Source organism: Halioglobus maricola (assembly GCF_009388985.1).
GTDB classification, from domain to species: Bacteria; Pseudomonadota; Gammaproteobacteria; order Pseudomonadales; family Halieaceae; genus Halioglobus; species Halioglobus maricola.
The window spans coordinates 1,715,386-1,733,136 of the sequence record NZ_CP036422.1; the positions used below are offsets into that span (position 1 = coordinate 1,715,386).

General features: G+C 57.7%; 15 protein-coding genes. 7 read left to right on the forward strand and 8 right to left on the reverse strand.

All coding sequences use genetic code 11. The features are described 5' to 3' along the window. Positions 1–145: 145 nt before the first annotated feature. From EY643_RS07770 to EY643_RS07800, 7 genes are all read left to right on the forward strand, one after another. Positions 146–1,135: a chromophore lyase CpcT/CpeT gene (locus tag EY643_RS07770; protein WP_152661663.1), complete on the forward strand. Its 990-nt coding sequence runs from the start codon at positions 146–148 to the stop codon at positions 1,133–1,135. Positions 1,136–1,140: 5 nt separating this feature from the next. After that, a complete protein-coding gene (locus tag EY643_RS07775) occupies positions 1,141–2,703 on the forward strand; it encodes an FAD-binding oxidoreductase (RefSeq protein ID WP_152661664.1) in 1,563 nt (520 codons plus the stop codon). Between the two features lie 2 nt (positions 2,704–2,705). Then, positions 2,706–3,527 carry an alpha/beta fold hydrolase gene (locus tag EY643_RS07780; protein ID WP_205743179.1) on the forward strand — a complete coding sequence of 274 codons (822 nt, stop codon included), beginning with the start codon at positions 2,706–2,708 and terminating at the stop codon, positions 3,525–3,527. A gap of 3 nt (positions 3,528–3,530) precedes the next feature. After that, positions 3,531–4,523: an NADP-dependent oxidoreductase gene (locus EY643_RS07785; RefSeq protein WP_152661665.1), complete on the forward strand. Its 993-nt coding sequence runs from the start codon at positions 3,531–3,533 to the stop codon at positions 4,521–4,523. Between the two features lie 27 nt (positions 4,524–4,550). After that, positions 4,551–5,756: a CaiB/BaiF CoA transferase family protein gene (locus EY643_RS07790; protein ID WP_152661666.1), complete on the forward strand. Its 1,206-nt coding sequence runs from the start codon at positions 4,551–4,553 to the stop codon at positions 5,754–5,756. Continuing rightward, positions 5,749–6,660: a hydroxymethylglutaryl-CoA lyase gene (locus EY643_RS07795; protein ID WP_152661667.1), complete on the forward strand. Its 912-nt coding sequence runs from the start codon at positions 5,749–5,751 to the stop codon at positions 6,658–6,660. The genes EY643_RS07790 and EY643_RS07795 overlap by 8 nt, the downstream gene beginning before the upstream one ends. Positions 6,661–6,736: 76 nt before the next feature. Then, complete coding sequence (locus EY643_RS07800) at positions 6,737–8,788, forward strand: S9 family peptidase (RefSeq protein ID WP_240732858.1); 2,052 nt, start codon at positions 6,737–6,739, stop codon at positions 8,786–8,788. A gap of 5 nt (positions 8,789–8,793) precedes the next feature. Here the strand turns inward: EY643_RS07800 and EY643_RS07805 are convergent, their stop codons facing one another. The 8 genes from EY643_RS07805 to EY643_RS07840 all read right to left on the reverse strand — a co-directional run bounded on the left by EY643_RS07805 (position 8,794) and on the right by EY643_RS07840 (position 17,729). After that, positions 8,794–9,636, reverse strand: coding sequence for a TauD/TfdA dioxygenase family protein (locus EY643_RS07805; RefSeq protein ID WP_152661668.1), 843 nt, complete (start codon positions 9,634–9,636; stop codon positions 8,794–8,796). Between the two features lie 64 nt (positions 9,637–9,700). Continuing rightward, the gene (locus tag EY643_RS07810) at positions 9,701–10,585 is read right to left on the reverse strand and encodes an FAD:protein FMN transferase (RefSeq protein WP_152661669.1); all 885 of its coding nucleotides are present in this window, start codon (positions 10,583–10,585) and stop codon (positions 9,701–9,703) included. Positions 10,586–10,588: 3 nt separating this feature from the next. Continuing rightward, positions 10,589–11,746, reverse strand: a complete 1,158-nt coding sequence (locus tag EY643_RS07815) for a DUF3570 domain-containing protein (RefSeq protein ID WP_240732859.1) — start codon at positions 11,744–11,746, stop codon at positions 10,589–10,591. Continuing rightward, positions 11,746–11,952 (reverse strand): DUF4266 domain-containing protein, encoded by a 207-nt coding sequence (locus tag EY643_RS19770; RefSeq protein WP_152661670.1) that lies wholly within the window; start codon positions 11,950–11,952, stop codon positions 11,746–11,748. The genes EY643_RS07815 and EY643_RS19770 overlap by 1 nt, the downstream gene beginning before the upstream one ends. Continuing rightward, entirely contained in the window at positions 11,949–12,449 is a 501-nt protein-coding gene (locus EY643_RS07825) for a TlpA family protein disulfide reductase (RefSeq protein WP_152661671.1), read from the reverse strand. Before EY643_RS07825 ends, EY643_RS19770 begins: the two co-directional genes overlap by 4 nt. Further along, on the reverse strand, positions 12,446–14,767 hold the full coding sequence (locus EY643_RS07830; RefSeq protein ID WP_170287320.1) for a monooxygenase: 2,322 nt from the start codon (positions 14,765–14,767) through the stop codon (positions 12,446–12,448). The genes EY643_RS07825 and EY643_RS07830 overlap by 4 nt, the downstream gene beginning before the upstream one ends. A gap of 211 nt (positions 14,768–14,978) precedes the next feature. Then, entirely contained in the window at positions 14,979–15,881 is a 903-nt protein-coding gene (locus EY643_RS07835; protein WP_170287321.1) for a TIGR03620 family F420-dependent LLM class oxidoreductase, read from the reverse strand. 42 nt (positions 15,882–15,923) lie between these two features. After that, complete coding sequence (locus EY643_RS07840) at positions 15,924–17,729, reverse strand: acyl-CoA dehydrogenase (RefSeq protein WP_152661674.1); 1,806 nt, start codon at positions 17,727–17,729, stop codon at positions 15,924–15,926. Between the last annotated feature and the right edge of the window lie 22 nt (positions 17,730–17,751).

Genomic DNA, 17,751 nt, shown 5'->3' on the forward strand with positions numbered 1-17,751 from the left:
TCCTGAAACGTCTGGTCCTGCGGTATGGGATGGATCAAATGTTATATTGACATATCTTTCGGTCAAGTTATAGTTTTAGGCCCCCGGTAGGCCGCTATGTTACGTGGTTTGGGCGCCTGCCATTGCACAGCACAGAGGACCTTCCATGCCCCGTTTCATGCGCCTGATTTCCGCCACTTTAACGGCGATTATTCTTCTTTCCGCGGCCATGTCAGCCAGCGCAATGTCTGAGGCAGACGAATTTGCCCTGTTCCTCGATTGGTTTGAGGGCGAATACGACAATCACGAGCAGGTCTGGCAGCAGGAGGTCGATGAGGTCGCGGAGGACGATCGCCTAGAACACATCCATCACCGTTTTGTTGCTGTTGATGCGCCAGCCATAGGTGACAATGTCTTTTTCGTTATCCAGACGATGGATGACGACATGAACAAGGTCTACCGTCAGCGCATCTATGACTTCACCATCGATCAAGAGGAGGGCGCCATCAAGCTGGTGATCTATCGCATGTCCGATGAGGAAAAGTATCGCAACACCTGGCAAGACACTTCCCTGATCAAAGACATTACGATGGATGAAGTAAGCACCCTGGCAGGGTGTGAAGTCTTCTGGAAGCACAACGGTGAATTCTTCGATGGCTATATGAAGGACAAGGCCTGCCACTTCTTCTCCAAGCGTTCCAACAAGGAAATTTACATCACTGACACGCTCCGGCTGACCGACAGTGAAATATGGATATCTGATAAGGCGTTTGACGCTGAAGGCAATAAAATTTTTGGTCGGGATGTGCCGCACAAGAATCGCAAGGTGCGAAAATTCGAAGCCTGGATGGCGGTGAAAAAGAACAAGGTCGATCCCAGCTATGAAGGCGACGATATGTTCTTCAACAGCAAAGTGATCATGCATAACGAAGGCCATACCGTGCAGATCACGGATGACGAAGGTGAGCCGACAGGTTATTCCGTGCAGCTCGCACAATTGACCTACCAGAACACGAAAACCGCCATACTCAAGCTCGGCGTCATTGAAGACAGTAGCGGTGATACGCTGGTGTACACATGGGCGTCCACAGGCTCCGATCGAATTGGTATCAATTTGCGCTGGCTGCAGGCGGGACTGACCGCCGTCGAGGAATAGCGTTCATGCGCGAGCAACTGCTGCAATTACTGGGTGATGAGGCTGTCTCCGAAGAGGACAGCCGGCGCGAACTGTTTAGCCAGGATGTTTTCCGGGAAGGGGCGTTGGCAGCGTTTGTCGCGGCGCCAGGCACTGTTGAGGAACTGCAGGCGCTAGTCACTTTGGCGGCCGACCATGGTTATGCCCTCGTACCCCGTGGCGGCGCCATGAGCTATACAGACGGTATTGTTCCCGTGCGTGAGCGCAGTGTTGTCGTTGATATGTCGCGCTTAAATCGCGTGCTCGAGATCAATGAGGAAGATATGACAGTGACGGTGGAGGCGGGCTGTAGTTGGTCTGATCTCTATGAGGCACTTAAGCCCAAAGGGCTGCGCACGCCATATTGGGGAACACTTTCAGGCATTAAGGCGACAGTAGGCGGGAGTCTCTCCCAGAACAGTATCTTTTGGGGCTCCGGTCAGTATGGTACCGCGGCAGACAATGTGATTGGGATAGACGTGGTGCTCGCGGATGGCTCACTCCTGCAAACAGGTTCCGCCGGGCAAAAGAATTCAAGCGCCTTCATGCGGCAGTTCGGCCCCGATCTCACCGGGCTGTTCACCTGTGATTGTTCTGCCCTGGGCATCAAGGCACGCATCACGCTTCCTCTGGTGCCAGAGCGCAAGCACAAACGGTTTATTTCGGGCTCGTTCGGCAGCTTCGTCGATATGCAGAGAGGCATGAGCGAAGTTTCGCGTTCTGAGCTGGCCAGCGAATGTTTTGGGTTCGACCCCTACCTGCAGGGCCAGCGTATGCGCAGGGAAAGTCTTGCCAAGGACGTGAAAGCGCTCACAGGAGTGATGAAGTCAGCGGGCGGCATTGGTAAAGCGCTTAAAGAGGGCGCGCGAGTGGCACTGGCGGGTCGCAATTTTATCGACGAGCAGGATTGGTCTGTGCACTACGTCGTCGAGGATTTCAGCGAGGCAGGCGCCCAGGCGCGCGAAGAGGCGCTGTTAGATATTATTCGCGCAGCTGACGGCAAACTCGTCGAAAACACGATCCCCAAAGTACTCAACAGTCACCCCTTTGGCCCGGTCAACAATATGGTGGGCCCTGAGGGGGAGCGCTGGGTACCTGTGCACGCCCTGGTGCCACACAGTAAAGCGCTGCAGGTATATGAGTTGACCGAAAGCGTGTTTGCCGAGCACGCGCAAGCCATCGAAAAATTCAACATCGGCGTGGGTTACCTGCTCGCCGTGGTCTCCACCTCAGTGTTTGTGCTCGAACCGGTATTTTTCTGGCCGGACGAACTGAAAGCCTTGCATCGAGATAGCGTCGAGCCCGCGCATTTCAAGAAACTGAAGGGTTTCCCTGAAAACCTGGAGGCGCGCGCCGCGGTGACCACTATTCGCAAGCAACTGATAGCCGCATATACCGAGCTTGGTACCTCCCACCTGCAGTTGGGTAAGTCGTACAACTACCAGCAGGGGTTGCGGCCGGAAAATCAGGCGCTTATGCAATCACTGAAGGCGACACTGGACCCCAATGGCATTATGAATCCGGGTGTACTCGGTTTCGGCGAGGCCTGAGCTTGTTCCGCGGCTATCTGACACTGGGCAGCGGTAGGCAGGTGCACTACCGCAGAAGCGGCACCGGTTTTCCGCTGGTGATGCTGCATCCTTCGCCATTGTCCTCAGCTTTCCTTGAACCCTTGATCCGCTTTCTGGCGGATGACTTTGACGTTATCGCGCTCGATACACCTGGCTATGGCGACAGTGACCCACTGCCTGCTGCAGCTGACAATCTGGAGCCCTATGTGGCGGTTATCGGCGAAGTGCTGGCCCAGTTGGGGGATAATCGTTTTTTGCTTTATGGCAATGCCACCGGCGCGCAGTTGGCCGTAGAATCAGCCAAATTGTTTCCGCAGGTAGTGGCGGGGGTGGTGCTGGAAAATGCAGCTGCCTTTTCCGATATCGAGCGCGAGGAGATTATGGATGGCTACTTTCCTGATCTCACGCCGCAGGAAGATGGCTCGCATATCGAACTGGCCTGGAAGATTGCGCGTCAGACATTCCAGTATTTCCCCTGGTATGACACGTCTGACGCTGCGCGCATTGCCGATGCAGAGCCGCCACGCGCGCTGGTTGAGGCCACGGTAAACGCTTATCTCAAGGCCGGCCCCGATTACGCACGTGCTTATCGTTTGGCTTTTGCCAATGAGCGGCCCGAGCAGTTGGCAGCGGTTACCGTACCGACCAGAGTAATGATGTGGCAGGATGCATTGCTCCTCGCCTACGGCGAGCGTCTGCGCCACGCAGGTCTGCCGAAGAATATCGAGTTTGTAGACGCTGCTGAGGGCATTGAGGCGCGTTATATCGCGCTGCGTGAGGCGTTTCTCAGTTTTGAAAGGTAGAGCATGAAAACGACACAGGTTCAGTTGGCCAGCACGCCTGAGGGCACGCCCACAGAAGACAATTTTTCCCTGGTAGAGGTAGAGCTGCCATCGCTCGGCGAGAGCGAAGTACTGTGCGAAACCCAGTACCTTTCTCTGGACCCCTATATGCGCAGTCAGATCTCCGGGCGGCATCTGTCCGGCGCGGTCAATCCCGGACAGGGAATGAGCGGCGAGACCATCGCGCGGGTGCTTGAATCTCGTAGTGAGGCTTTTGCCGAAGGCGATCTTGTGCGTGTGATGGGCGGTTGGCAGACCCACTCGATCCACGCTGCCACAGAGGTAGCCCCCGTGCCATCGGGTGACGTTCCGGCCTCCTATTTTCTTTCCGCCCTGGGTATGCCGGGCTTGACTGCCTACGCGGGCCTCATCTGGCAGGCCAAGCCCCAGGCGGGCGAGACGGTCCTGATTCCGGCAGCTACGGGCGGTGTAGGCGCCGTTGCCGGGCAGCTTGCCAAGAGCCACGGGTGCCGGGTCATCGGGATAGCGGGCGGTGCGGAAAAGTGCAGGATCGCCACCGAAGAGCTTGGCTATGATGCCTGTATTGATCGCCTCGCGGGAGATGTCGGTGAACAGCTCGATGCGTTGAGCCCTGATGGCGTGGACGTATTTTTCGATCTGGTGGGCGGCGAACTACTGCATCAGGTGTCGCAGCGTCTAAAAGTCGGCGCACGTGTCATCCTCTGTGGCATGATCGCTGAATACAATGCAAAGGAACGCATGCCGGGCCCGCCGCCGGCGCTGTGGATTATCGCGCGGGCGACGGTCTACGGCCTGGTTGTTTATGATTTCGAATCTCGTCGTCAGGAATTCGTCGATGCGGTCGCACCGCTGATTGATGCCGGAACCTTGCTTGTGCCGGAAGATATGGTTGAGGGGCTCGCCAATGCGCCGGCCCTGTTCTGCAGGCTGATGCGCGGCGAAAACCGCGGCAAGGCTGTGGTCAAAGTCGCTTAATAAGCTGCATTACTAAGGAGTTTTCAGATGTCTAACGCCGCAAGGCCCCTCGAAGGTATTCGCGTTATTGAAATGGGCCAGTTGTTGGCCGGCCCGTTCACCGGCACCATTCTCGGTTACTTCGGTGCTGAGGTGATCAAGGTAGAGCCTCCCACTGGCGACCCTGTGCGCGGCTGGCGCCTGCTCGATGACAACGGCCTCGCATACTGGTGGCGTAGCCTAGGCCGCAACAAGAAGAGTGTCACTCTCGATCTGAAGTCCGAGCGCGGCCAACAGCTTGCCAAGGAATTGATTACCACGGCCGATGTTGTGGTGGAGAACTTCCGCCCGGGGATGATGGAAAAGTGGGGCATTGGCCCGGATACAATGAAGACCGTGAACCCAGGCCTTATCTATGCCCGGATTTCTGGTTACGGCCAGGATGGCCCCTATTCTTCCAAGCCCGGCTACGCCTCTGTGACTGAGGGTTTTGGTGGATTCCGCTATATCAACGGGGAAGAGGGTAAGCCGCCAATTCGGACCAATATCAGTATGGGCGATACTCTTTCTGCGATTCACGCAGCCCTGGGTATTGCCCTGGCGATTATCCAGCGCTCCAAACCCGGTGGCGAAGGCCAGGTTATCGACGTAGCCCTGTATGAATCCATTTTCAACCTGATGGAGGGTATTGTGCCTGAGTACGATGGCGCCGGCGCTGTGCGTGGTCCGTCTGGCACGACTGTGACAGGCATCGTGCCGACTAACACTTACCTGTGTGATGACGGCAAGCATGTAGTAATCGGCGGCAATGGCGATTCCATCTATAAACGCCTGATGGCAGTGGCGGGGCGGTCGGACCTCGGGGAACACCCTGAGATGGCCGACAACGCAGGCAGGGTTAAGCATCAGGCGGAAATCGACGGTGCTCTGGCGGACTGGTGTGCCGGGCACAGCTCCAAGCACATTATCTCCGTGCTGGAAGAAGCGCGGGTGCCGGTAGGTCCTATCTATAGCGTTGAAGATATGGTGGCCGACGAACACTACAACGCCCGCGGTATGTTCGAGTCCGTTGAGATCGATGGCAAGCCGCTTAAAATTCCAGCGATCCTGCCGAAAATGCAGGGCACTCCTGGCCGCACAGACTGGGCGGGGGGCGACATCGGCAGCCACAATGACGAGGTACTTAAAGGTATTCTCGAGTTGGGCGATGATGAGATGGCGAAGCTGAAGGAAGAGGGCATTATCGGTGGTTGAGAGCGTAGTTTTTACCGATGTCGGGCCGCGTGATGGCCTCCAGAACCAGCCCAGGATTCTCACCGTGGGTGAACGGCTCGCGCTGATCGAATCCATCGCAGATGCCGGGGTTAGAAATATCGAAGTAGGCAGTTTTGTTTCACCCCGGGCCGTGCCTGCAATGGCAGGAACAGACGAGCTGGTAGGCCGTTTGCCTACCGATGATGGCGTGCATTACAGCGCCTTGATTCCCAATCGCAAAGGTTACGAACTAGCTCGCGATGCAGGTGTGCGCACCGTAAATATGGTGCTTTACTCCAGCGAGGGGATGGCCCAGCGCAATGTAAAAATGAGTATTGCCGAGGCGGAAGACGCCACCGCTCAGATTCTTGAAATGGCCAGGAATGACGGTGTGTCAGTGGTTGCCGCCATCGCGACTGCGTTTTGCTGCCCCTTCGACGGCCCGACTGACCCAGGTGTCGTGAAAGACATCGTGCGTCGATTTATGGCTACCGATATTGAGCAGCTTGTACTGGCCGATACCATTGGCGCAGCCCATCCCCTGGAAGTGCGCAGCATCACCGCCGACCTCGTAGCGGAACACGGTGCTGATCGATTGGGTTGCCATTTTCATGACACACGGGCAATGGGTCTCGCGCTGGTGTTTGCCGCTCTGGAATCCGGCATCTACCGTTTTGATGCGTCGATCGGCGGCCTGGGCGGTTGCCCCTTTGCGCCGGGAGCCAGTGGAAATGTGGCCAGTGAAGACGTGGTGATGATGCTGGAGCAGATGGGCGTCGATACAGGCATAGACCTGGAAGCTCTGCTGCGAGCCTCAGATCTCTCCGAAAAGCTAACCGGTACCGCTCCGGGCGGTCGCGCTAAACCCTGGCTGGGGCCCTGGTTGGAAAAGCAGAAGGCCTGATCTCAAAACGCCGGCATTTGCCGGCATTTTTCTTTATAATTCGCCGCTTTTCTACTCCCTGGCAAGGACGATCTTTGTGAACACATTACCCAGATTACTGGCTGGCGCCGCGGCGCTGCTCCTAACCCTTAACGCACAGGCATCAGCGCTTTCGCCGCTGCAGCCCGAAGACATATTCCAGCTGCAGCAGGCCACCAGTCCAGTGGTCGACGGTAGCGGAAAGCGAATTTTTTATCTGCGCCAATCCATGGATATTATGAAGGACCAGCGCCGTACCAATGTGTGGATGATTGGTAGCGATGGGGAACAACATCGGCCAATCACGTCCGGCGCGATGAACGCGAGCTCACTCACAATTGCCGCGGACGATAATCGCTTGGCATGGGTGGCGCGAGACGATGCCGGAGCGCAGATATTTATGCACTGGCTGGACAGTGGTCACAGTGCGCAACTTACCCGGCTGCCGGCATCGCCCGGTAATCTGTCCTTCTCGCCTGATGGCAACTGGATCAGCTTTACCATGAAGGTCCCAGCCGCGCCGGAAACGATGGGTACATTGCCTGCTGCACCCAAGGGTGCTGAGTGGGCGCCGCCGCCTACAGTTGTGGACAAGCCGGTTTTTCGCTCAGACGGCGTCGGTGAGCTACGCCCCGGGTTTACGCATGTATTTCTTGTGTCCACCGAGGGTGGCAGTGTTCGGCAGCTGACTTCGGGAGATTACAATTTCGGTTCGAGCCTCAGCTGGAGCAAAGACAGCCAGGCCTTGTTTCTCTCCACCAACCTGGCGGAGGACTGGCGCTACCAGCCCCGCGAGTCGGACATCTACCGTCTGGATATCGCATCAGGAGAGCTTACTTCACTGACGGATCGAAGCGGCCCTGACGGATCTGCCAGGGTCTCACCTGATGGGCGTGCGCTTGCCTATCTTGGTTACGATGACACCGGCCTGGCTGCAGATCACAATCGCCTTTATGTCATGGATTTGGCGAGCGGTGAATCGCGCCAGTTACTGGATGATCTCGACCGTGGCATTAACGCGGTGCGCTGGTCTACTAACAGCAAGCGTCTTTATATTAGTTATGACGACAAGGGCGACACGGTTCTCGCCAGTACCGACCTTTCAGGCAGACTAAAGGTCATCACTAGAGATATGGCTAGTGTCGCCTTTGGCCGGCCTTATTCCGGCGGCCAGTTCGCTGTCGGAGGTAGAGACGTAATCGCCTATACCGTGGGTGCACCTTATTCACCGGCGGAACTGGCCAGCGGCAGAGGGAGCGAGGCGGGTACGCAGATCACCCATTTCAATAGCAACCTGCTTGAAAGTCGCGAGTTGGGCAAGGTCGAAGAGATTTGGGTGGAGTCATCGGCAGATGGCCTGGCGATTCAGGGCTGGATCGTGAAGCCGCCAGGGTTTGATCCCGCCAAGAAGTATCCGTTGATTCTGGAGATTCACGGCGGCCCCTCCACAGCCTACGGCCCGCACTTTTCTGCTGAAGTGCAGCTCTATGCGGCGGCCGGTTATGTAGTGCTGTACGCCAATCCTCGTGGCAGCACCAGTTACGGCCAGGCTTTTGTCGATGAGATTCACCACAATTACCCCAGCAAAGACTACGACGATCTCATGTCTGCGGTTGATGGTGTGCTGGCCAAGGGCTATGTGGACGAAGAACAGCTGTATGTGACCGGTGGCAGTGGCGGGGGCACACTGACGGCGTGGATCGTTGGCAAAACTGACCGCTTCCGCGCAGCGGTTGTAGCTAAGCCAGTCATCAACTGGACCAGTTTCGTGCTGACTGCGGATAATACGCCCTTCTTTGCGCGCTACTGGTTTGGCGAAATGCCCTGGGAAAATAACGAGGCCTACTGGAAACGTTCGCCATTGTCGTTGGTGGGTAACGTGACCACGCCCACCATGTTGCTCACGGGGCAGTCTGACTGGCGAACGCCAATGTGGGAAACGGAACAGTACTACAGCGCCTTAAAGCTAAGCGGTGTGGATACAGCTATTGTCAGAATTCCTGGTGCGTCTCACAGTATTGCCAGACGGCCCAGCCAGTTGCTGGGTAAGGTTGCTGCGATTCTCGCGTGGTTCGAGCGGTACAGCCCGGAACAGCAGGCTGCTGAATAAAGGCTCTAGCTGTTGATCGTAATCCTGTGCAGCTCTCGCCGGTGGCCTTCATAGCCACCGGTGGCGCAGTGCAGGACGCTGCGATTGTCCCACATCACCAACATGTCCGGTTCCCACTGGTGGCGATAGATAAATTCTTCGCGCTTCTGCCACTCTGACAGTTCCACCAATAGCGGCATGGCATCCTCGTCGCTCATACCCTCGAAACCCACGATATAGGAAAACACGCCGCTGAAAATTGCGGGTATCCCGGTTTCCGGATGCTCTAGGAACAGGGGGTGAGGCTGGCGTTCATAGGCCTCGTCAGAAATTTCTATGGCCATGCTGCCCTGGGATTTCGGGTCGGCGTAAATCCCTGTGGGTGAATAGCCGAATTCGGCTGAGTGAATGGCTGTGAGGCCTTCAAGTTTTGCCCTCAGCTCACTGGGCATTTTTTCGAGCGCCAGTTGCTGGTTGGCAAAGAGGGTGTCTCCGCCGATGGGCGGTATATCGAGGCTGTACAGGAGCGTGGCCGCTGGCGGATCTTTCTGGAAGCTCCAATCAGAGTGGAACACCTCGGCAAAGATTGGCCCTGTTTCATCGGCCTCTCGTTTGACGGCTGCGATGTGTTTGCGCCCCGCAATAGGACGGAAAAAAGTGTCATTGCCGAAGTGACCAAAGTTGAGCGCGAAATGCTCAAAGTCGTCGCTGGTCAATTTCTGGCCGGGGAAACTCAGTACGTGGTAATGGAGCCAGGCCTGGCGCAGGTCGGCCACGCACTCGGCATCGAGTGGGCGGGACAGGTCGACACCGGTTACCGTGGCGCCACAGGCCTGGCCGCTGCTCTTTATACTTAGGGTATTGGTCATGGCAGTACCTTAGATAGAAATATAATCATAGCAGAGGCTCTTGGTGTTTCTACGTCCATCTCCTCTACCGATAGACACGCTGTTGTCTGTCCACAGCGATCCACGTTAAACCCAGCTGCCGCAGCCAGGCTAGCCCATCAGCCTCGCTTTGCAAAAGGGCTATGGTGGCAGCGCTGCCTGCTACCAGGCATTGTGGGGCTACCACTGACGCTGCGATCAAGCCTTTGACGGGCCAACCGCTGTGCGGGTCGAGGATGTGGCCCAGGCGCTCTCCATTGATATCAATGCCACGCTCATAATCGCCGGAAGAGGCTATGGCAGCATCCATCAGTTCAATGCTGGCCATAGCACCTGTGCCCCGCGGGTCGCGGATAGCCACTCGCCACGGTGTGCCGTCTGCTTGTGGTCCTATAGCGAGCATATCACCGCCGAGATCCGTCAGGGCGTGATGTATGTCATGAGCGCGCAGAACAGCAGCGACGCTGTCACAGGCGTACTCTTTGACAACTCCGCCGAGGTCCAACTCCATGCCTGCTCGGGGCAGATAGACACTGCGCTCACTGCGCTCCACCTTGTCCCACCCCACCAGCGGGAGCAGGGCATCCAGTTGCTCCTGTGAGGGTACGACTGACTGTTTGAAATCCCAGGCCTGGCGCAGCACGCCTGAGCTGATATCAAACAGGCCATCGCTCTCGCGCCAGACAGTGTCAGCGTAGTTGAGCAGTGTATGAGTTTCGGCGTCGACGACGGTCGCTGTGCCGCTTCCGGCGCCGCGGTTGATGGCCGTGAGCAGGGAGTCCTCGCGATAGCGGCTGTATCTGGATTCAAGCCGTTCAACTTCGGCTACCGCTGCAGCGACAGCTTTTTCCGCCAGGGCTTCAGAGGGACTGTCGATACGCAGTCGACAGGGGCCGCCCATGGCAGTGAAACTGTGCTCAAGGCGCAGCATGAATTAGCGGAAACGGTAGTCGAAACCGATGCTGCCGCGCCAGAAATCCACCAGGCCGGGGGATTCTTCACCGCTGTAGATGCCCCAGTCGTGGTCGCTCTGGTAGCGTTCTGCGGTAGCGCTAAGGGTCCAATCGCCGAACGTATAGCGGGCCCGCAGACCGCCGCTGAGCGCTCCGAATGCGGACAGGCGGTAATCGTCGGCGTAGTAGCGATCGCTGGTGTCAGTGACGTTGCTAAAGAATTCTGCTTCGTCCTGGCTGTAGTAGCGCAGGAAAGGTATCAGGCGCACGCTGCGCCCCAGATTTTGGTGCCAGGCGAACTCTAGCGTGTGGGCCTCAACTTCCCAGTCATCGCTGAAATAGCGATAGTCGACATGCAGAGCTGCGCCGGGTCCGTCGAAGTAGTGACGGTAGCCGCCGCTGAGGGTCCACTCGCGCCGGGTGTCCGGACGCAGGTCGTTCAGCTTGTAGGGGTCGGTTAGAAAACCGTCGCGGTAGGTGTAACTGAGGCCGAAGCGCATGAGGGCGCGTTTACTGACGATGCGCGATACACCTAGCCAGGCTGAGCGTATGTCTTTCTCGTCCTTGAGTGTATTGGTGGGAATGCTGCCTTGAGTCGGTTCAATGTCATCGGCGCTGGCGCTGATCGCCGCGCTGTAAGTTGTCAGGCCGTCTTCACTGTTCAGGCTGCCGTCGAGGCTGATCGAATCGGACTCGTAGTCGTCTTCGTCTGACCGCGTGTAATTGAAACCCGCATTACCCCGGTCATAGAAGTAGCGGGTGGTCACACTGATGTCGGTTCGGGTGTCTTCGATGCTCGCACCGCTCATCACAACCTTGGACTCGCCCTCGGCACTCTGGCCAACGAACCAGGGCGAGGCGCCGCTCATGTCTTCCCACTGAACATCCAGGGCAAATGACCAGCTCTCGGCCACCGGCGCCAGCATGTGGAACTGGACGACGTCGATGTCGTAGCGCTCGCTGCTGGGGCCGAAAACATTGCTGGATGAAATGTCATCTTCTTTGTACTTGCTGTAGCGCAGGCCAGCCTCGGTGAACTCAGGTGGGGCGTCTGCCTGTGCGCCCTGGTAGGCGGGAAGAAGCAGGGCGCTGGAGGTCAGCGCTGCGAGGGCGGAGCGATCTTTGCGCGGCTGCCCCATCAGTTGCATCCACAACCGCCACCGGCGGCACCGTTACCCCCGGAGGCGGCTTCTTTACTGCTGTGATTCTGGGCGCGCAGCTGGTCTTCCATCAGGTCGTCCTGCCACTGCATCTCGCTCTTTGCGAGCGTGCCTCGTTCCCAGGGTTCGACGGTTTCACAACCCGCCAGCAGTGCGAGTAGCAGAATGGGGAATACACGCTTCAAGAGGACTCTCCGAGTAGCTTTATGATTTCCTCGCGCAGCCGCGCGCCATCGCCCTTGCGAAAGCCTTGATGAACCCGATTTATCACGCCATCGCGGCCGATCAGATAGGCCGTGGGCATGCCAAGGATGCCCCAGGATGCTGGCGACTCGCCTTGCGGGTCCCAGACGATGGGATAGGAGACAGGCACTTGCTGGAGGAATTCGAGAGCATCGTCGACGTCTTCGTCAACACTCACGGCGAGGACTTCAAACCCTTGCGGGCCAAACTCTTGTCGCAGGGCCTCCAGCTGCGGGAACGATAGCCGACAGGGACCGCACCAGGAGGCCCAGAAGTCGAGATAGACGACTTTTCCGCGGAGGTCTGCCAGGGCTGTCTGGCTCCCGTCCAGAGGCAGGGTAGGGTAGGACAGCGGCAGGGCTTCGTCGCCGCTTTTCACCGCGGCAGATACTGGGGCGCCGAGGCAACAAATCAGGGCCAGCAACAAGGCTCTTATCAACGCTCAATCTCCAGCTGCAATATCGTCCAGGAATTGAAGCCGTGGTTGTGCAAGTGGTATTCGATCTCCGCGCCTTGCGGGGCATCGAACTCGACCGGGATCCGCAGGTCGAATATCTGCGCGTCGGCGGGAATGTCCACCGTCGCTTCCCACAGTAAATTTCCGTCTATGCTGATCGCCACGTGTCCCTGCGCGGCCTCGGCGGCACGCAGGTCGCCGTGCCACAGCACCAGATGCACCGTGTCGCCTGATTGCAATGCAGACAGGCTAGGTTGTACCAGGGACAGATAGTTGCAGTAACCGGTTTCTACTTCCAGTGCATCGCCTTCTGCGTAGTAGCTGTTGGCGGGGCAGTTGATTTCAGTGGGTCGATGATCGGGGAACGCATCCTGCCCAGCGGTTTGAGGCGTCCAGGCGTTGACCTCCGTCAGCCGCAGGCGCGCTTCGGCAAAGTCTTCCACCACCTCGATCTCTACCTCGCGCTCTATGCCAAGTGCATGATGATCGGCGCCGCGCAGGCTGAGGCGCAGGGTATGTATCCCTGGCTCGATATCGGCGGGCAGCTCGTAGTAATAGAGCGGGTCCCAGGCAGTAAGGTGCTCGGCGTCATCGTCGTCAGTATTCAGGTAGAGGTGATAGTGGCCTTCATATACTGAACTGTGATCGTCGTTGGCGTCAGTGTGCATGGATGTCATATGCATACTGGCGTCGTCGTGGTTGTGTTCGCCGGGGTCGTGGAGAGAGAAATTGTTCAGGACCAGCTGCAGTGGCACAAGGTCGCCCGGTACGAACTGCTGCCGATAGCTGGGAGATTCAATGCGTACATTCACCTGGGGGGTGTAATCGTAGCCGTCCTGTGGTGCCGTCATCATGACTGACATCAGGCACATCTCGTCCTGGGTGCCATCGCCCCAGTCCACGTCGCTGGTTTGTAACTGCTCGCCGTTCACAAATTCCTGGTTTGCCTGGCTGTTGTCCCAGTAGCACTCCAGGCGAATCGTGTCGCCCGGATTTACCAGTACTTCCCGATCGAAGTTGAAGGTGCTCTGCCAATTGAAGTCCCAGTCACGGATGTCCAGCAACACCTGTTCAGTGCCGTCTGATCGAATCAGGGTTGTTCTCCCACTCTTGCCCAGGTTGTGCATGTGCAGGAAGCCCTGGTGAATGACCCAGGGGTCGAAACCGGTGAGGCCTATCTCGCTTCCAAAGATGCTGCTCAGGGCGCCGGTGGGGACTTCCCAGGAGTGATGGACATTGGGGTCGCCTGCGGGGATATGCATTACCCCATCCTGCAGCCAGCTTGGATTGGTGAGCAGGAACGAGTGCGCGGGTCGCTCAACTTCATCTGATGTCGCCACCAGAATGTCCGATTGATCTGGTGCGGGCTCGGTAGCGAGCGTGTTGTAGTGCATCTGCACGACCATCACCGAGCCGGGCTTGACGCCGATGCCGGTGTTGCGTGGTTGTGGCTCACGCCCTGCACCGGGGACCCAGCCGCCGATCTGGCGGGGCAGGGGCGCGCCGCTCACACCGCCTGCGCCGAGGCAGTACCAGCCAGGATGCCCGTCCTCGCCGCCGGCGGCGTAGTAAAGGTCAGCGTCTTCCGGTTCGGCGATAGAAACGATCACGTGGTGCACCTGGGCGACCACATCTGGCCTTACGTCAACCGCAGTGACATAGGTGAACTCGTCTTCAGGCCAGGGGATAGCAAAGCAGCGGTGGTCATCCGGCAGCAGCGTGGGGGTATAGGCCTGGGGCAACTGTAGCTCAATGTTGAAGTTGACTGATTCCTGTACGGGCAATTCCGGAGCCACGTAATCTGCAGGGTCGCCTTCGGGCATGTCGCTTTTCAGCCAGCGCGTCAGCGCATACTTCTCGGCATCGTCCAGGTTTCGTTCATGTTTGAACGGTGTGTACCCTGCCGTCGGCGGCCAGGGCGGCATGGTGCCGTTGTCGATAGAGAACGCGGCCGCTGCAGCGACACCGCGCACATCTTGCAGGCTTTCTAGCGGAAAAGGAGCAATGCCGTCTGTTTCGTGACACTGAACGCAGCGCCGTTCGAGAATGGAGCGAATGTCGCGGTGATAAGTAAACTGTGACACGGGCAGAGCGGGCGCGTCGTCAGGGCTTCCCAGCGGCGCACCCTCATTGAGCCACTCCAGCAAAAGCGCACCCTCGGTCTCGGTGTGATGTGCGTAGCCCACTGGTGGCATGGTGTCTGCTTCGACAACATAGATCATGGCCGAGAGCTTGGCTTCTACCTGTGCGTGCGTTTCCAGAGGGAAGGGCGCTTCGCCACCATCGCGATGGCAGGACACGCAGTACCGTTCCAGCAAGGGTTTCGCAGTGCTGTAGTAGGTGATGGCGGGGGGCGCCCCCGTTTTTTGTGCACCGCTGTTTTCAGCTGGCGGGGGATTGCTACCGGAGCCGCCGCCCCCACCGCAACCGGCGAGAACGAGGCAAAACAACAAACTTATATTTTTATGTGTTCGCATAACACATGAAATATACCACGGTGTGCTGTCAGGGTCAGCCCGCCATTGCGGTATTGGTCGCCGGCGCGAAGGCCTCGATGGCCGCCGGATCGAAGCCTAATTCACCGTCCGGACGCAGGGGCTGAATGCAGACATGGTCGGCGCCATTGTTCCAGTGCTCTTCAAGCCGCTGGGTGATAGCGGCCTCGTCACCCCAGGCCACGATGGCGTCCACCAGTCGGTCACTGCCGCCGTCTTCGAAGTCGGCTTCGGTGAAACCAAGCGTCAGCAGGTTGTTGCGATAGTTGGGCAGGGCAAGATACATGGACATCGCTTTGCGGGAGACTGCCCTGGCTTTTTGCGGGTCGGTTTCCAGCAGTACTTTTTGTTCCGGAGCCAGAAAGTTTTCCGGCCCGAGAATTTCTCGCGCCCGCGCCGTATGGTCGGGTGTGACAAAATAGGGGTGAGCGCCGTCGGCTTTGGAGCCTGCGAGACCGAGCATTTTTTCCCGCAGAGCCGCCAGTACCAGATAGCCCTGCTTGGCAGGTTGAGGCCCGAGATAAAGGGCCTCCTCCATGCGCTCGAGATAGTTGCGCATGGTAGTCAGCGGCTTGCCGTACTCGTGTTGGCGTATGCCGCTGACGAGGTCTCCGTGAGAGACACCTATCCCCAGTATCAGTCGTCCACCGCTCAATTCATCGATGGAATTTCTCGCCGCCTTCATCGCCATTGCGTCGCGGGCGTAGAGATTGGCAATACCGGTTGCCAGATGGATTTCTTCGGTAGCCAGTGCGAGCGCCGACAGTGTCACGAAGGGGTCCCGGCCCACCGCTTCGGGAACCCATATCGCACCGTAGCCCAATTTTTCTGCCTGCTGGCCAAATGTAGCGATGTCGTCGAAGCTGTAGTTTTCCAATGGGCACCAGATGCCCAGCTTTGCGATGTCGGGTTTGCTCACAACGTGTATCTCACTGTCTATGGGTGGGTCCCAGATACTAAATCAGAACCACCCCACTTGCATGTCGTAACTCGTGGTGTCTACGTTGGCTACGATGTCTGCCCAGTGTTTGGTCTCGGGCAGTTCGATGCGGAAGAAGTATTGCATCGCCTGCAGTTTGCCTCGATAGAAATGCTCATCTGCTTCGTGCGGTTGAGCGGCGAGCGCTGCATCAGCAACAATCGCCTGCTTCAGCCATAGCCAGGCGATAACGACATGGCCGAACAGATCCAGATACTTCACTGAGTTGGAGAACACGGCATCGATGTTCTGTGACTGGGTTGCCGTCAGCACGGTTTCAGTGGTGTGTTTGAGGGTCGCGATGGTATCGGCCAGTTGCTCAGCGTAGCCGGCAAGTGCCTGAGATTGTTTCGCTTCGTCGATGGTCTTCTGCATTTCGTTAAGGCAGGCGGTGTAACCGGCAAAGCCGTTCATGGTCACTTTGCGGCCGAGGAGGTCCAGCGACTGGATGCCCGTAGTGCCCTCGTGGATGGGATTCAGGCGATTGTCTCGGTAGAACATTTCCACCGGGTGTTCGTTGATATAGCCCGCTCCGCCCAGCACCTGGATAGCGTAGTAATTGGCTTTAGGGCCATACTCGGACGGCCACGACTTGATAATCGGGGTCAGGAAGTCGAGCAGCGTGTGTGCCGCCTGCCGCTCTTCTTCGGTTGCCGCGGTCTTCTCATCGTCGACCAGCCTGCTGCCATACATACATAAGGCCAATGCGCCCTCGCTGTAGGCCTTCTGGGTGAGCAGCATGCGACGAATGTCCGGGTGTTCAATAATGTTGACCGGGCTGGAGTGAGGGTCTTTTTCAGACAACAGCCGCCCCTGGGGGCGGTCCTTGGCATAATCCAGTGAGTACTGATATCCGGCGACACCAATGGTGGCGGCAGAGGATCCCACCATGATGCGTGCTTCATTCATCATGTGGAACATATACGACAGCCCCTTGTTTTCCTCGCCAACCAGGTAGCCAATAGCCCCGTCCTGTTCGCCGAAGTTGAGTGCAGTGGAGGTTTGTGCGCGACCGCCCATTTTGTGGAACAGTCCGGCCAGAGCGACTTCGTTGCGAGCGCCCAGGGATCCATCATCGTTAACCAGGAACTTGGGCACTATGAACAGCGAAATGCCTTTCACACCCTTCGGTGCACCTTTCACTCTGGCCAGTACGAGATGAACGATATTTTCAGTCAACTCGTGATCGCCGCCGGAGATGTAAATTTTGTTGCCGGAGACGCGATAGCTGCCATCTTCGTCTTTCGTTGCCGAGGTGGTCAGGTCGGCCAGGCCTGAACCCGCGCCGGGTTCGGTCATCGCCATAGTGCCTGCGAAGCGGCCTTCTCGCATGGGTAAGACCCATTTCTCGATCTGTTCGGCGCTGCCGTGGGCTTCCACGAGATTGGCATTCGCCGTCGTCAGTGCGGTATAGCCAGTAGCCACGCCACCGGCAGCCACCAGGTAGGAACTGGCGGCATTGGCCACGATAGCGGGCAGCTGCATGCCGCCGGTCTCATAACTGGCAGTGGGGGACGCCAGTCCGGACTGGATAATCGCCTCGACCCCGGTCTTGATGTCGGGAATCATGTGAACCTTCTCGCCATCGAAAGTGGGCTCCTGGTTGTCCGCCTTCATACGAAACGGCAGCAACACTTTTTCCGCGACTGTCTTGGCGGTGTTCAAAGTGGCGTCGAAGGTTTCGCGGTTGTGATCTGCAAACTGCGTGCGCTCGGTCAGGGCCTCTGCATCGAATAATTCGTACAGCAAGAATTCAAGGTCGCGGTCGTTCATCAGGGGAGCAGGCATGGTTTACCTCATGGTTAGTCAG

Excerpts from the sequence above, each read along its gene's own strand:
- EY643_RS07770 (WP_152661663.1), top strand. The coding sequence starts at position 146 with ATGCCCCGTTTCATGCGCCTGATTTCCGCCACTTTAACGGCGATTATT.
- EY643_RS07775 (WP_152661664.1), top strand. The coding sequence starts at position 1,141 with ATGCGCGAGCAACTGCTGCAATTACTGGGTGATGAGGCTGTCTCCGAA.
- EY643_RS07785 (WP_152661665.1), top strand. The coding sequence starts at position 3,531 with ATGAAAACGACACAGGTTCAGTTGGCCAGCACGCCTGAGGGCACGCCC.
- EY643_RS07790 (WP_152661666.1), top strand. The coding sequence starts at position 4,551 with ATGTCTAACGCCGCAAGGCCCCTCGAAGGTATTCGCGTTATTGAAATG.
- EY643_RS07805 (WP_152661668.1), bottom strand. The coding sequence starts at position 9,636 with ATGACCAATACCCTAAGTATAAAGAGCAGCGGCCAGGCCTGTGGCGCC.
- EY643_RS07810 (WP_152661669.1), bottom strand. The coding sequence starts at position 10,585 with ATGCTGCGCCTTGAGCACAGTTTCACTGCCATGGGCGGCCCCTGTCGA.
- EY643_RS07815 (WP_240732859.1), bottom strand. The coding sequence starts at position 11,746 with ATGGGGCAGCCGCGCAAAGATCGCTCCGCCCTCGCAGCGCTGACCTCC.
- EY643_RS07840 (WP_152661674.1), bottom strand. The coding sequence starts at position 17,729 with ATGCCTGCTCCCCTGATGAACGACCGCGACCTTGAATTCTTGCTGTAC.